The sequence below is a fragment of the Geodermatophilus sp. SYSU D00742 genome, assembly GCF_054049935.1.
Genome location: NZ_JBJGYJ010000058.1, coordinates 1 through 14472, shown reverse-complemented (window position 1 = coordinate 14472; position 14472 = coordinate 1). Strand labels below are relative to the sequence as shown.

Below are 14472 nucleotides of genomic sequence, written 5' to 3'. Positions count from 1 at the left end.
CCGCCGGCGCCCGTGGGCGCCGGCGGCTCTCGTCGTCCGCCAGGGGAGCGGCTCACGCCCCCGGTCGTCCAGGGAGCGGCTCACGCGCTCCAGGGGGTGGTGAGGACGGTGGCCACCAACTGCTCGTGGTCCAGGCTGTAGGCCTCCCAGCGGTAGGTGACGCCGGTCCGCTCGACGAACTCCATCCAGGCCTTGTGCTCGTGGTCCTGCCAGCCGGGGTAGTTGAAGTACTCGTCGAACACGACGACCGACCCGGGCTGCAGCCGACGGCCGAGCGTGTCGAGCACGGTGCGCGTCGAGGAGTACAGGTCGGCGTCCAGGTGCAGGAAGGCCACCGGCCCGTCGTTCTCCTCGGCGAAGCCCGGCAGGGTGTCCTCGAAGAGGCCCACGACGAGCTCCGCGCCGGGCACCTCCGGCAGCGACTCCTGCGCGAAGTGGCCGGCGGGGAAGTCGCTGCGCCACGTCTCGGGCAGCCCGCTGAAGACGTCGAAACCCACGACCCTCCGCCCGGCGCACCGCTCGGCGATGATCCGCAGGGTGGTGCCCTCACCGACGCCGAACTCCAGCGCCATGCCGGGGGTGTCGCCCACCAGGCCGAGGCCGTGCCGCAAGGTGTCGTGCGGATCCGGGTAGCGGGGCAGGCCCGGCATCTCGTCGAGGACGAAGCGCGTGGTCTCCCGCAGCGCCAGGACGTCACCGGCGAAGCCGATGTCCCGGCGGTGGCGGTGCTCGTAGCCGGCGACCGCGGCCTGCAGCCGCAGGACCTCGCCCTTGAGCTCGTCCAGCTGCCGGGCGAGCTCCTCGCTGCGCCGCTCGGCGTCCTTCCGGCCGGTCTCGGCCGCGTCGAGGACCGACTGCACCAGGGCCCTGGTCTCCTCCGGATGCGCCTCGCCGACCGCCTCGCGGGCGGCCTCGCGCACGGCGTTGACCAGCTTGCCGCGCAGGGCCGCCTTCGTGCGTTCGATCATGGTCCTCTTCTCTTGGTCATCTCTGGTGACTGGGCATGGCGAAGCGCTCGCGGCGTCCCGCGCGGGTCAGCGTCAGCCAGTCGCGCAGCCCCCGGACGTCGCGCCGGCTGAGGAAGAACCAACCGAACCGCACCAGCTCGAGCGGGAACAGCCAGCGCATCCCCGGCTGGGCCATCAGGTAGCCGCGGTTGCGGTAGGTGAAGTAGCGCTTGCCCGCATCCCCGGGGTACTGCGCGGACAGCCGCCCGCCGAGGATCGGCAGGAACTCGTCGGTGCCCTGCGGGTGCACGTACGTGGCACGCAGCGTGGTGCCGAACCGGAGCCCGGACCGGCGCAGCCGCCGGTGGATCTCGGTCTCGTCGCCCCGGATGAACAGCCGGAGGTCCGGGACGCCGATGGCGCGGAAGGTCTCCGCGCGGAAGAGCGCCCCGTTGAACAGCGATGCGTAGGACGCGATGAACTCCCCGTGCCCGAAGTCGTCGACCCGCCGCCGCCAGCGCAGCCCGCGGCGCAGCGGGAAGGCCAGCCGCTGCGGATCGGCCTCGTCGACCACGGCGGGTGAGACCTCTGCGAGGTCACGACGCCGCGCCTCGGCCAGCAGCGTGGCGAGGACGTCGGGGCCGCCCGGCCGACCGTCGTCGTCGGCGCACCAGACCCAGTCGGCGCCGAGGGAGAGGGCGGTCAGCAGGCCCAGGGCGAAGCCGCCGGCGCCGCCGAGGTTGGTGCGCGAGGGCACGTAGACCGTCGCGACCCCGCCGTCGCGGACGACCGCCTCGGTCTCGGCGTCGGCGCCGTTGTCGACGACGACGACCGTCGCGACCGGGTGGGTCTGCCGGGCCACCGCCTCGAGACTCTGCCGGAGCAGCTGCGGGCGCCGGTGCGTGACGATGACGGCGACGACGGAGTCACCGCCCGCCGGACCCGCCGCCGTCACGCGGCGCCGTGCCCCTCGTCGACCCATGCCTCCGGGCCCTTGTAGGCCAGCAGGACCTCCTTGAGCGAGCCCTGCTGCTTGATCCGGCCGTGCTCCATCCAGATGGCGCTGGTGCACAGCTGCTTGAGGAACTCGTCGGAGTGGGAGGCGAACACGAGCAGGCCCGCACGATCGACGAGGTCGCTCAGCCGGTCGCGGGCCTTCTCCAGGAACGCGGCGTCCACGGCTCCGATGCCCTCGTCGAGCAGCAGGATCTCGGGGTCGATGCTGGTCACCACACCGAGAGCCAGCCGCACCCGCATACCGGTCGAGTAGGTGCGCAGCGGCATGGAGAGGAAGTCGCCCAGCTCGGTGAACTCGGCGATGTCGTCGACCCGCTTCTCCATCTCCTTGCGGGTCATGCCGAGGAACAGGCCGCGGATCAGGATGTTCTCGTAGCCGGAGATCTCCGGGTCCATGCCGACGCCCAGGTCGAAGACCGGCGCCACCTTGCCGTGCACCTCGGCCGACCCGCGAGTGGGCTCGTAGATGCCGGCGAGCAGCCGCAGCAGGGTGGACTTGCCGGCACCGTTGTGGCCGACCAGACCCACGCGGGCCCCGTGCTCGAGGTCCACGGTGATGTCCCGCAGCGCCTGGATGATCGGGACCTTGGTGTCACTGGCGATGTTGCCGCCGACGACGCCGAGCACCGTCTTCTTCAGGGACCTGCTCTTCGCGTCGAAGATGGGGAAGTCGACCGACGCGTCCCGCGTCGTGATGCTGACCACGAAAGGTGCCTTTCTGTCGCGCTGGCGGGCGGTCGCTCAGACCCAGTACGCCACGCGCGCGCGGTATCGGCGCATGACCACCAGGGCCAGGACCCAGCCGACGACGGTGATCGCCAGGACGATCACCCAGTGTCGCACCTGCTGGTCGGCCCCGAGCATGGGCGCCCGGACGATCTCGATGAAGTGGAGGAAGGGGTTGAACTCGGCGATCCGCGCGCGCTCGGCGATCGCCGGGTTGGGGCTGTTGAGCAGGTCGTCGTAGATCCAGACGATCGGCGTGAGGAAGAACATCAGCTGCACGATGCTCTGGGTGATCGGCGTGAGGTCACGGAAGCGGGTGCTCACGATCCCGGCCAGCAGCGCCACCCAGAGCCCGTTCGCGACCAGGAGGGCGAACGCCGGGATGGCGGCCAACGCAGTCCACTTCAGCGGCTGCGGGAACACGATGAGCATGACGGCGTAGACGATGAGGTTGTGCGCGAAGAACAGGACCTGGCGCCACACCAGCCGGTAGACGTGCACGCTGATCGGTGAGGGCAGGTGCTTGATCAGCCCCTCGTTGGCGATGAACACCTCCGAGCCCTCGTTGATGCAGCCGGAGACGAAGCCCCACACGATGAAGCCGACGAGGATGTACGGCAACTGCTCCTCGAGCGGGTTGCCGAACAGGCCCGCGTACAGGATGCCCAGGGCGATCGCGGTGACCGCCATGCTGATCGTGATCCAGATCGGGCCGAGCAGCGAGCGGCGGTAGCGCTGCCGGATGTCCTGCCAGCCGAGGTGGCCCCAGAGCTCGCGCTGCCGCCACCCGATCTGCAGATCCGAGAGGGTCTTCGCCATGGACGTGGGGGTGGTACGGGCCGAACGCACGCGGCGACGGTACCCGCCGACGGGCGCTCGGGTCCGGAGGTGCGGGGGTACACGGGACGGTCCGTCCCACTGGCACACCCCGCCCCACGGGCAGCACCCGGAGGGGTACGTGAGGCGGGGGACGCCGGGTCAGGCGGCGCCGTCGCGGAGCCGCGGATCGCCCAGTGCGCAGTGCAGCGCCGCCCGCCAGGGCCGGGCCGGGGGCAGGCCGGCGGCCCGCCAGGCGGAGCCGTCGAGCACCGAGTAGGCCGGGCGCGGCGCCGGCCGCGGGAAGGCGGCGGTGGTGGTGGGGGTCACCAGGTCCGGGTCGGCGCCGACCTCCTCGTACACCGCCCGCGCCAGGCCGTACCAGCTCACCGACCCCTCGTCGGTGCGGTGCAGGACCGGCGGGGCGGGCTCGGTCCGGGCGCCGAGGACGACCAGGCCGGCGGCGAGGTCGGCCGACCAGGTCGGCGAGCCCACCTGGTCGTCGACGACGGAGACCGACGCCCCGGACAGGGCCCGGCCGGCCATGGTGCGCACGAAGTTGGCGCCGTGCGCGCCGTAGACCCACGAGGTGCGCACGACGGTCGCGTCGCCCCCCGCGGCCGCGACCGCCCGCTCCCCCACGGCCTTGGTGCGTCCGTAGGCCGAGCGCGGCGCCACGGGCGCGTCCACGGGGTAGGCCCGCGTCGCCGTCCCGTCGAAGACGTAGTCGGTGGAGACGTGCACGAGCCGGCCGTGCCCGGCCAGCTCCTCGGCCAGCCACCCGGGGGCGCGGCCGTTGACCAGCAGGGCGGTGGGCTCGTCGGTCTCGGCGGCGTCGACGGCGGTGTAGGCGGCGGCGTTGACGACGACGGGGCGCCGTCCGTGGGCCCGTGCCGCGGTCAGCCAGTCCCGGACGACGGCGCGCACCTGCGCCTCGTCGGTGAGGTCGAGCTCGGCGCGGCCCAGCGCGGTGACGGCGTCCTCCCGGCGCCCGGCCAGGACCGCGAGGAGGTCCCCGCCGAGCTGCCCACGGGCGCCGGTGACCAGCCAGGCGGTACCGGGACCGCCGTCCGCCGTCATGCCCGTGCGGTGGCGGCCGCCGCCTTGAGTGGCTCCCACCAGGCCCGGTTGTCGCGGTACCACTGCACGGTCAGCGCCAGGCCCTCCTCGAAGGACATCCGCGGCGCGTAGCCCAGGGCCGCGGTCTTGGAGTAGTCGACGGAGTAGCGCAGGTCGTGGCCGCCCCCGCGGGGGTCGACGATGTTCTCCACGAAACCCCAGTCGCGGCCGGTGGCCTCCAGCAGCTTCGCGGTGAGCTCCTTGTTGGACAGCTCGCGGCCCCCGCCGATGTTGTAGAACTCGCCCGGCCGGCCCTTCTCCAGCACCAGCTGGATGCCGCGGCAGTGATCGTCGACGAACAGCCAGTCGCGGACGTTGGCGCCCTCTCCGTACAGCGGCACCTTCTGCCCGTCGAGCAAGTTGGTGACGAACAGTGGGATGACCTTCTCCGGGAAGTGGTAGGGCCCGTAGTTGTTGCTGCAGCGGGTGATCGAGACGTCCAGGCCGAACGTCTGGGCGTAGGCGCGGGCGATGAGGTCGGCGCCGGCCTTGGCCGCGGAGTACGGCGAGTTGGGCTCCAGCAGGTGGTCCTCGGTCCAGGACCCCTCGTCGATGGAGCCGTACACCTCGTCGGTGGAGACGTGCACGACCCGGCGCACGCCGTGCCGCAGCGCGGCCTCGAACACCTGCTGGGCGCCGAGCACGTTGGTGAGCACGAACTCCGACGCGCCGGAGATGGAGCGGTCCACGTGCGACTCGGCGGCGAAGTTCACGACGACGTCGTGCCCGGGCAGGGCCGCGTCGAGGTCGGCGGCACTGCGGATGTCCCCGCGCACGAACCGGTACCGCGGACTGTCGGCCACCGGGGCGAGGTTGGCCAGGTTGCCTGCGTAGGTGAGCTTGTCGAAGACGGTCACCCCAGCGTCCTCGAACCCCGGGTAGCCGCCGGTGAGCAACGTCCGGACGTAGTGGGAGCCGATGAACCCGGCTCCCCCGGTGACGAGCAGGCGCATGGGTGGATCCTCCCGCGGCCGCCCCCTGCGGTCATCCTCCAGCCGCGTGAGGCGTGTCGCTCCCTGAGGACGCCGGCTCCGAGGCCGCCGGACGCCGGGCGGACCGGTCCCGCCTGGCCACCCTGCACCGCTGGTCCCACGCGTCCCGTGTCACCGCGCCGATGCCCCCAGAGGCCCCGCCCCGCGACCTACCATCGCCGACGACCTCCGAGTCGATGCCCGCTGCCGGACGACGGCGGCGAGCGGGGGCCGGCCCCCGGGCGCGGCGTGACGGCGCCGCCGCCCGCGGACCAGAGCAGACGGAAGGACGTCCCACGTGAGCCCGAAGAAGCCCGGAACACCCGAGTCCGGCAGCGGCCGGCAGCTGCCGGCCCGCCTGGACCCGCGGGCGGGCCGCGCCGGCTCCTCCCGCACCGGCTCCTCGCGCGCCGACTCGACCGGCGCCGGCTCCCGCCCGGCCGGTGGCGCCGCCGGGGAGCCCGCCGAGGGGGCGCGGGCGCCGCGGCGCACCCGCCGCGGCGCCGTCGCCGGTCGCGCGGTGGCCGGCGTCCTCTCCGCGGCCCTGCTCGCCGGCTCCGGCTGGGGCTGGTACCTGGGCCAGGTCGCCGAGGCCACCGTGAACCGGACCGACGCGATCCCCACCTCGGGCAACGAGGAGACCGGCGAGGCGCCCGAGGCGATGAACCTCCTGCTCGTCGGCAACGACAGCCGGGCCGAGCTCACGCCCGAGCAGCTGGCCGAGCTCCAGGCGGGCGCGGACTCCGGCATCAACACCGACACGATGATCCTGGTGCACATCCCCGCCGACGGGTCCCGCGCGTCGTTCGTGTCCTTCCCGCGCGACTCCTACGTGGAGATCCCCGGCCACGGCATGGACAAGCTCAACGCCGCCTACGCCTACGGCTTCGCCGGGACCTCCGAGGAGGCCCCGCTCGACCAGCGGCAGGCCGGGGGTGCGCAGCTGCTCGTGCAGACCATCAGCCAGCTGACCGGCCTGCAGATCGACCACTACGCCGAGGTGGACCTGCTCGGCTTCTTCAACCTCAGCTCGGTCGTCGGGGGCGTGGAGGTCAACCTCTGCCAGGCCGTCGACGACTCGCGCTGGTCCGGTGCGGTCTTCCCGGCCGGCGTCCAGACCATCAGCGGCGCCGATGCCCTGAAGTTCGTCCGCCAGCGCCACGGGCTGCCGCGCGGTGACTTCGACCGGATCGTCCGCCAGCAGGTGTTCATCGCCGGTGTGCTGCGCAAGATGCTCTCCGACGAGGTACTCCTAGACCTGGGCAAGCAGCGCGAGCTGGTCCAGGCCGCGTCCCAGTCGCTCACCGTCGACCAGGGCCTGGACCTGTTCCAGCTGGCCGAGCAGATGCAGTCGGTGACCGCCGGCAGCATCGAGTTCCAGACCATCCCCTACGTCGGGACCGACCGGGACGAGCAGGACCGGTCGATCATCCGACTGGCGGACGAGGACGCGCTGCACGACTTCTTCGCCGAGCTCTCGGCCGACCCCGCGGCGCCCGTGGAGGAGACCCCTCCGGCCCCCGCGACCGTCGCCCCGTCCGCGGTGACCGTCAGCGTCTTCAACGGGTCCGGCACGTCCGGGCTGGCCGCCGACGCGGCCGCCGACCTGGAGGCCGGCGGGTTCGTGGTGGGGAGCACGGGCAACGCCGACTCCTCGGACTACGACCGGACCGTCGTCCGGCACGCCGCCGGTGACGAGGCCCCGGCCGCCACGCTCGCCGGCGCCGTCCCCGGCGCGGTGGTCGAGGCCAGTGACGACGCCACCCCCGGCACCGTGCAGCTGGTCCTCGGCTCGGACTTCAACGGGGTCGGCCAGGCCGTCGACCCGCCGGCGCCGACGGAGCCGGTGGAGGGCGAGGACGCGCGCACGGCGGCCGACACCACCTGCATCAACTGAGGCCCGGTCCCCACCACACGAGGGAGGGGCCCACCTCCGGCAGTGCCGTGGGGTGGGCCCCTCCGTCGTCCGGCGCCGGCGCGCCGGCCGGACCGTCAGGCCGGGGCGCCGGTGGCCTCGTAGGCGGCCAGCTCCTCCGGCGTCCCGAAGCAGTAGAAGTCCCCGCGGACCAGGCCGACCCGGTGCCCGGAGGCGATGAGCTCGTTGAACACCAGCGAGACGTAGTACTCCGGCATCGCCGCACCGATCTGCTGGGTCATGAGGCGGTCGGCGGCGTCGAGGAAGACCTGGGCGCGCGGGAAGGAGTAGACGCCCATCAGCGCGTCGGAGGAGATGGCCTGCTTCTCCGCCGTCCGCATCACCAGCCCGTCGGCGCCGACCTCGGCGAAGCTGTACCGCGGCTCGGTGGAGGCGAAGGACAGCAGCAGGCCGTCGACGTCCCGCTGCTGCACCGCGGCCTCCAGGGCACGGAAGTACGCCGGGCTGTCGAAGGCGATGTCGCAGTCCATGATGACCAGCGGTTGGTCGGGGTCGAGCCGGCCGCGGGCCTCCAGGCAGGTCTCGACCGCCCCGCGGGTGTCGTGGTCCAGCAGCACGATGGCCGCCGAGGGCTCGACGGACCGCACCCGGTCGGCCAGGCCGTGCTCGCGGTCGTCGTCCTCCCGGACGACGACGGTGACGGTCTTGTCCCCCGCCCACGGCTCGAAGGAGCGCAGGGCGCGCTGGAACATCGGCACGCCCCGGACGTCGATGAGCGGCTTGGGCGTGGTGACACCGACCTTGCGGAACCGGGTCCCCAGTCCGCCCATCGGCATGAGCACCTGCAGGGTGGCCATCACTGCACCTCGTCCCACTCGTAGTCCCGCGGCTCGGCCGGCGGCTCGGACGTGCGCCGGCCCACCCGCCACGACGCCAGGTTGCGCAGCGCCGTCCGGAAGATGTTCCAGTTGCGGGCGTTGGACACCTGGTCCTCCTCGCGCCAGGTGATCGGTACGAACGCGAAGCGCACCCGCCGGGCCACCAGGTCGAGGATCAGCTCGTAGTTGAACGTCAGCTTGTCGGCGAAGCGCAGGTAGGTCGCCGGGTCCAGGTCGCGCAGGGCGAAGAGGTTGAGGCCGGAGCCCAGGTCCTGCAGCGGACGCAGGGCCACCGCGCTGTAGACGGCGTTGAGGACCCGGTTGCCCCAGACCCGCTTGGCGTCGTAGCCGTGCAGCCGCGAGAGGCGGCTGAACCGCGAGCCGAGGACGGTCTGCGTCTCCGGGTGCGCCTCGGCGTGGTCGAGCAGCAGCGCGACCTCGTCGCTCCTGGCCTGGTTGTCCCCGTGCAGAATCACCACGTGGGTGTGCCCCGCGGCGCGGGCATGCTCGAAGGCGACCTTGTGCGTGCCGCCCAGGCTGTTGTTCTGCCGGTTGCGGAACACCCGCAGGTTCGGCAGCCGGCCGGCGCGCTTGTACTCCAGCGCCCGCTCGAGGGTGTCGTCGGTGCTGCGGTTGTCGATCACCCAGATCTCGCGGACCCGACCGGCGACCTCCGGGGTGATCTCGTCGAGCACCCGGCCGATCTGCGGTGCGCAGTTGTAGGCCGGGATGGCGATCACGGCGTCCACGGGGTCAGTACCTGGCCTCTCGTCGGGGGGTCGGCGAGCACCTCACTGGGAAGGGGCTCGTTGCTGAAGATGTCGGGCTGCTCGTCCCGGGTCGGCAGCTCGTACTGCTCGAGGAACCGGTTGAGCGCCAGGACGGACACCCCGTAGTACTTCAGGGCGGTCGCGGGGTTGATGACGATGCGGTGGGTCAGCATCCGGCCGTAGAACAGCCCGACGTGGAAGAGCACCGCCCGCTGCTCGGCGGGCGTCAGGTGCCGCGTCATGATCTCGGCGCTGACGTGGTCGGCGAGCTCCGCGTAGCGGGCCGAGCGGTGGTCGCGGTAGACGATCTCAGGTAGCCCGTCGCGGTTGCCGAGCCGGACTGGGGTCTCGTCCTCGTTGAGGAACTCGTACCCGTACAGCAGGGACTGCATGTGCCGGGCGAAGTCGATGACCGGCCCACGCACCTGGTTGTCGTCCGACGGGTCGATCACGAGGACCCGCCGGGTGTCCAGGTCCACCAGCACGTTGTCCACGGTCAGGTCGCCGTGGATGTTCGTCGAGGTCTGATAGGTGGCGAGGTCCCGCCAGGCCTCCTCGTGGGCCCGGATCCGGTCCATCACCCGGTCGAAGTTGTCCAGCTCGCGACCGTTCACGATGATGCGGTCGGCCTTCATGGCCTCGGCGAGGTCGGGGTCGGAGTCGGCGGCCGCCCGCACGCGCAGCACCAGCCGCTCGGTGACGTAGTCCTCGAGCAGCTCGGTGTGCTCCTCCAGGGGGCCGAGTGCGTAGACCTCGTCGTACATGTACTGCCAGACCTCGGCCAGCTTGGCGGCGCCCTGGGAGAACGGGTTGGCGTGCACGTAGTCGAACAGCGGCACCGAGTCCGGGCGGTACTCCAGGTCGATGGCGTAGTGGTCCTCGGCGTGCTGCTCGCGCAGCACCGTGACGAGCGGGCCGTGGTCGGCCCGCTCGGCCAGCCAGTCGTGCTGGTTCTTCAGCCGGTGCGCGTACTCCGGCGGCACCATCTTCTTGACGAAGGTCTCCCCGCCAGAGGTCGCGAGGATGGTGACGGCGTTCGAACCGCCCTTGAAGAACCGGACCAGGCTGACGTTGCCGTTCACCTCCAGGCGGTGCAGCACCTGGCTGAGGTGCTGGCCCTGGAAGTAGGCGTCGAGGAAGTGCGTCATCGCGCCGGAGATGTCCTGGTCACGGCCCAGCTTGTTGACGTACCGGTCCGCCGGCGCCAGCTCCGCGCCAGCGAGCGGGGCGCTGGTGCGCCGGGCCCAGTTCACGAACAGGGCGACGAGGGCGACCAGCAGGACGGGGACGGTCGCCACCGCCCAGGTGGCCGCGGCGAAGAGGAGCACCGCCGCGGCGTCCAGGCCGCGCCCGTCGCCGAGGAAGCCGGCCACGCCCTCGACATACGCACCGGGGGCGCCGTTGCCGAGGGCCGGGCTGCTGACCGCGGAGGGGGCCGCGGTCGCGGCGGCGGCGTCCTGCCAGCCGAGCGAGGGGAGGACGGCGAGGGCCACCAGGAGGGCCGCACCGGCGTAGCAGACCCACGAGGCCAGGGCCAGGCCCACGTACCGGGCCAGCTGACGGCGCTGCCGGAAGAAGCGCTGGAAGCCGAAGATGACCGACCACAGCTTGAACCGGGCGCGGTTCTCCAGCTTGGTGTTGAGCATCGCGGTGCCGCGCCAGGCCAGCCGCATCAGCAACGCGTTCTCACGCACCAGCAGGGCGAACGCGGCGATCGCAGCCGCGGAGACCAGCAGCGCGACCAGGGCCACCGACAGCACCCCGCCCAGCGGGATGTCGACGACCGCGGCCACGACGAGCAGGGCACCGGCCACCAGGACGACGTCCAGCAACCGCTCCAGGACGACGGCCAGGAGGGTGTACAGGAAGCTGATCCGCAGCGTCCGCGCGATGAGGAAGGAGCGGACCACCTCGCCGAGGCGCAGCGGCCACACCAGGTTGAACAGGTAGCCGATCGACAGGTGCCGGAACTGCCCGGCCAGACTGCCGCGCCGGACGTTGTCGATCGGCACCTTGGTGCGGGCCGCACGCAGCAGGTGTCCGCCCAGCTGGACGAGGCAGGCGACGCCGAGGACGACCCAGTCGCCGCCGGAGAGCCCGTCGGCCAGGCGCGAGGCGAGCTGCGACAGCGAGGACCACGTGAAGCCCACGAACACGGCCAGGGACGCGAGGGCGAGCCCGATGAGGACGAGCCGGCCCCGGGAGTAGCGCGGGAACATCAGAAGTGCGGCACCTCGAGGACCGCGAGCCCGGCCGCCAGCGCCGCCTCCCGGCCGGTCGCGGAGTCCTCGAAGGCCAGCCCCTCCGACGCCTCGACGCCGAGCAGCGCCAGGGCCGTGAGGTACCCCTCGGGATCGGGCTTGCTGCGCGCCACGTCGTCCCCCCACACGACCACGTCGAACAGCTCGCGCAGGCCGTGGGCCCGCAGGATCTGCTCGCCGTTGGCGGACTTCGCCGTGCTGACCAGCGCGGTGCGGTGGGTGGGCGCGACCAGCCGGAGGAAGGCGACCAGCGCGGCGTTGGCCGTCGTCCGGTCGAGGAGGTCGGCGTAGAGGACGCTCTTGGCGGCCCGGATGGTGTCCACCGCCGCCTCGTCGACGCCCGGCAGCAGGTCGGGGATGAAGTCCCGGGAGTCGCGACCCCAGGTGGTCGCGAACTGCGCCGGCGTGAGGTCGTGCCCGGAGGCGGCGAAGGCGGCGCGGTAGGCCTCGTAGTTCGCCTCACGCGTGTCGACGAGGGTGCCGTCCAGGTCGAACAGCAGTGCACGGACGGTCCCGGCGGCCGGCGGCATGGCCCCACGCTCCCCTGTGGTCGGTCGTTCAGACATCGGCGCGGTCCCGCAGCGGCTGGGCCTCCACGGCCGTGGCCGGCGCCGCCGCGGGACCCCGGAACAGCAGCTTGCTGGCGAGGAAGTTGGCCCCGAAGGAGGCCGGCAGGGACAGCAGCTTGCACAGGAACGGCGCCCAGCCGGTGGCGCCGTGGAGTACCTCGATCAGCACCGAGAACAGCAGGATCGAGGTGGCGTACCAGCCCACGAACAGCAGGAAGGACCAGCGGGACCGGCCGGTGCGGAAGGCGTACTTCGTGACGAAGAGGTACACGACCACGACGGCGCAGCCGGCGCTGACGACGTTGGCCAGCCACGGCGCGGCGCCCAGCCACACCGATGCCTGGAACAGCGTGAGGTCGACGACCAACCCCAGGCACGAGCCCAGGAGGAAGCGGGCGAGCTGGTGCAGCGTGGACCGCGTCCGTTCACTCACCGCAGCACCGGCCGGGCGGTCGGCGGCACCGGGACGGCGGCGAGGGGCTGCGGGGAGCCGGCGCGCACCGGCTCGGGGATGTGGCTGGTCACAGGTCTGCGGTCTCTTCTCCGATGCGGGCGGCACTCGGCGTCCGCATGCGACGACCGCGTCGGGTCGCCGTCGGGCATGGCCGCGCGCAGCGGCGGCACGCATGGGTGGGCTTCGGTCATCGACTGTAACCGCAGAACTCCGGCCCGAACGGAGCTCCGGACGATCCGGTGCCACGCTCTCCCCATGGACCACACCCGACCCGCCACCCCCGCCGACCTGCTCGCCGCCACGCTGCGGCGCGACGCCGCCGCACCCCTGGTGACCTACTACGACGACACCACGGGCGAGCGCGTGGAGCTGTCCGGCGCCACGCTGGCCAACTGGGTGGCGAAGACGGCGAACCTGCTGCAGGACGAGTTCGACGTGACCGCCGGCAGCACGGTCGCGCTCGCGCTGCCCGTGCACTGGCAGACCGCCGCGGCGGTGCTGGCGGTGTGGAGCTGCGGCGCGACCGTGCTCGACACCGCGGCCGAGGACGACGGCCAGCTCGACGGCGCCGACGTCGTCCTGGCCGCGCAGGACCGGCTGGCGGCGCTCGAGGAGCAGGACCTGCCCGAGCTCCTGGGCCTGTCGCTGCACCCGCTGGGCATGGGCATGACCGGGTACGCCGGTCCGGCGCGCGACTTCGCGCTGGAGGTGCGCGCCCACGGCGACGTCTTCGCCCCCTGGCAGCAGCCGGACCCGGCCGCCCCGGGGCTGCTCCTCGGCGGGCTCGAACTCACCCTCGGCGGCCTGGTCGCGGCCGCCCGGGAGCTGGCCGACCGGCTGGGCCTCACCGCCGGCGACCGGGTGCTGGTCGACGAGCGGACCGCTGCCGAGGCCGGGCCCGTGGCGTGGCTGCTGACCCCGCTAACAGCCGGCGCCTCGATCGTGCTGGTCCGCTCCCCCGCGCCCGGGACGCTGCCCGCCCGCGCGGCCGCCGAACGGGTGACGGCTACGCTCGGCTGCACGATCGAGGGCATCCGCGAGCTGGGCCGCCCCGCCTGACGCAGTCGCGCCCAGCCGCCCCGGGACGGACGGTGGTACCTGCATGGACAAGGTGGTGGAGAGTGCTGCCGCGGCGGTGGCCGACGTGCCCGACGGCGCGGTGCTGGCCGTGGGCGGCTTCGGGCTGTGCGGCGTGCCGACGGCGCTGATCGGTGCGCTGCTGGAGCAGGGCGCGGCCGAGCTGACCACGATCAGCAACAACTGCGGCGTGGACGACCAGGCCCTCGGCGTCCTGCTCTACGCCGGGCGGATCCGCAAGACGATCAGCTCGTTCGTGGGCGGCAACAAGGAGCTGGCGCGGCTGTACCTGTCCGGGCAGCTGGAGGTGGAGCTCACCCCGCAGGGCACCCTGGCCGAGCGGCTGCGCGCCGGGGGCGTCGGGATCCCGGCCTTCTACACCCCCACCGGGGTGGGCACGATGGTGGCCGACGGCGGCATCCCGGTCCGCTACGACGCCGAGGGCACCGTGGTGCAGACCTCCGCGCCCAAGGAGATCCGCGAGTTCGACGGCCGCCAGTACGTGCTGGAGACCGCGCTGACCGCCGACTTCGGGCTGGTCCGCGCCGCGGTCGGCGACCGGCACGGCAACCTGGTGTTCCACGAGTCCGCGGCCAACTTCAACCCGCTGGCCGGCATGGCCGGGCGGATCACCATCGCCGAGGTCGAGCGCCTGGTGGAGCCCGGGGAGATCACCCCCGAGCAGGTCCACCTGCCCGGGGTGTTCGTCGACCGCGTCGTCGAGGTCGGGTCCGAGGGCAAGCAGATCGAGAAGCGCACCACCCGCCCGCGTCCGTCGGAGGCCGTTCCCGCGGCCGGTGGCGACGAGACCGTCGAGGAAGGCAACTGAGCATGGCCCTGTCCCGCGACCAGCTCGCCGCCCGGGTGGCCGCCGACCTCACCGACGGCGCCTACGTCAACCTCGGCATCGGGATGCCGACCCTGGTGCCCAACCACGTCCCCGAGGGCGTGCACGTGGTGCTGCACTCGGAGAACGGCATCCTCGGCGTGG

Annotated in this window: 15 protein-coding genes; 4 read left to right on the top strand and 11 right to left on the bottom strand. The window is 72.8% G+C overall.

Annotation, left to right across the window (positions count from 1 at the left end; all coding sequences use genetic code 11):
• Window positions 1-80 precede the first annotated feature (80 nt).
• The 6 genes from ACI78V_RS22490 to rfbB form a co-directional block, all read right to left on the bottom strand.
• A complete protein-coding gene (locus ACI78V_RS22490) occupies window positions 81-968 on the bottom strand; it encodes a class I SAM-dependent methyltransferase (RefSeq protein WP_456854937.1) in 888 nt (295 codons plus the stop codon).
• Between the two features lie 16 nt (window positions 969-984).
• A complete protein-coding gene (gene glfT1, locus ACI78V_RS22485) occupies window positions 985-1902 on the bottom strand; it encodes a galactofuranosyltransferase GlfT1 (RefSeq protein WP_456854935.1) in 918 nt (305 codons plus the stop codon).
• On the bottom strand, window positions 1899-2669 hold the full coding sequence (gene wzt, locus ACI78V_RS22480) for a galactan export ABC transporter ATP-binding subunit Wzt/RfbE (protein ID WP_456854933.1): 771 nt from the start codon (window positions 2667-2669) through the stop codon (window positions 1899-1901). The genes glfT1 and wzt overlap by 4 nt, the downstream gene beginning before the upstream one ends.
• A gap of 36 nt (window positions 2670-2705) precedes the next feature.
• The gene (gene wzm, locus ACI78V_RS22475; protein WP_456854929.1) at window positions 2706-3539 is read right to left on the bottom strand and encodes a galactan export ABC transporter permease subunit Wzm/RfbD; all 834 of its coding nucleotides are present in this window, start codon (window positions 3537-3539) and stop codon (window positions 2706-2708) included.
• Window positions 3540-3668: 129 nt separating this feature from the next.
• Window positions 3669-4586, bottom strand: coding sequence for a dTDP-4-dehydrorhamnose reductase (gene rfbD, locus ACI78V_RS22470; RefSeq protein WP_456854927.1), 918 nt, complete (start codon window positions 4584-4586; stop codon window positions 3669-3671).
• Window positions 4583-5578, bottom strand: a complete 996-nt coding sequence (gene rfbB, locus ACI78V_RS22465; protein WP_456854922.1) for a dTDP-glucose 4,6-dehydratase — start codon at window positions 5576-5578, stop codon at window positions 4583-4585. The genes rfbD and rfbB overlap by 4 nt, the downstream gene beginning before the upstream one ends.
• A 316-nt stretch (window positions 5579-5894) precedes the next feature.
• On the opposite strand from rfbB, the gene ACI78V_RS22460 reads away from it, so the two are divergent.
• Window positions 5895-7493, top strand: a complete 1599-nt coding sequence (locus tag ACI78V_RS22460; protein WP_456854920.1) for an LCP family protein — start codon at window positions 5895-5897, stop codon at window positions 7491-7493.
• A 95-nt stretch (window positions 7494-7588) separates the two neighbouring features.
• On the opposite strand, the gene ACI78V_RS22455 is transcribed toward ACI78V_RS22460, so the two are convergent.
• The 5 genes from ACI78V_RS22455 to ACI78V_RS22435 are packed head-to-tail and all read right to left on the bottom strand — an operon-like array spanning window position 7589 to window position 12383.
• A complete protein-coding gene (locus tag ACI78V_RS22455) occupies window positions 7589-8329 on the bottom strand; it encodes a glycosyltransferase family 2 protein (protein WP_456854918.1) in 741 nt (246 codons plus the stop codon).
• Entirely contained in the window at window positions 8329-9099 is a 771-nt protein-coding gene (locus ACI78V_RS22450) for a glycosyltransferase family 2 protein (RefSeq protein ID WP_456854916.1), read from the bottom strand. Before ACI78V_RS22450 ends, ACI78V_RS22455 begins: the two co-directional genes overlap by 1 nt.
• Window positions 9087-11339 (bottom strand): lysylphosphatidylglycerol synthase domain-containing protein, encoded by a 2253-nt coding sequence (locus tag ACI78V_RS22445; protein ID WP_456854914.1) that lies wholly within the window; start codon window positions 11337-11339, stop codon window positions 9087-9089. Before ACI78V_RS22445 ends, ACI78V_RS22450 begins: the two co-directional genes overlap by 13 nt.
• Window positions 11339-11911 carry an HAD family hydrolase gene (locus ACI78V_RS22440; protein ID WP_456854912.1) on the bottom strand — a complete coding sequence of 191 codons (573 nt, stop codon included), beginning with the start codon at window positions 11909-11911 and terminating at the stop codon, window positions 11339-11341. Before ACI78V_RS22440 ends, ACI78V_RS22445 begins: the two co-directional genes overlap by 1 nt.
• Window positions 11912-11939: 28 nt before the next feature.
• Window positions 11940-12383, bottom strand: a complete 444-nt coding sequence (locus ACI78V_RS22435) for a GtrA family protein (protein ID WP_456854910.1) — start codon at window positions 12381-12383, stop codon at window positions 11940-11942.
• A 276-nt stretch (window positions 12384-12659) separates the two neighbouring features.
• Here ACI78V_RS22435 and ACI78V_RS22430 point away from each other — a divergent pair, with 276 nt between their 5' ends.
• From ACI78V_RS22430 to ACI78V_RS22420, 3 genes are all read left to right on the top strand, one after another.
• Complete coding sequence (locus tag ACI78V_RS22430) at window positions 12660-13463, top strand: TIGR03089 family protein (RefSeq protein ID WP_456854908.1); 804 nt, start codon at window positions 12660-12662, stop codon at window positions 13461-13463.
• Between the two features lie 43 nt (window positions 13464-13506).
• Window positions 13507-14310: a CoA transferase subunit A gene (locus ACI78V_RS22425; RefSeq protein ID WP_456854906.1), complete on the top strand. Its 804-nt coding sequence runs from the start codon at window positions 13507-13509 to the stop codon at window positions 14308-14310.
• A gap of 2 nt (window positions 14311-14312) precedes the next feature.
• The coding region (locus tag ACI78V_RS22420) for a CoA-transferase (protein WP_456854939.1) at window positions 14313-14472 on the top strand (160 nt) is incomplete at its 3' end.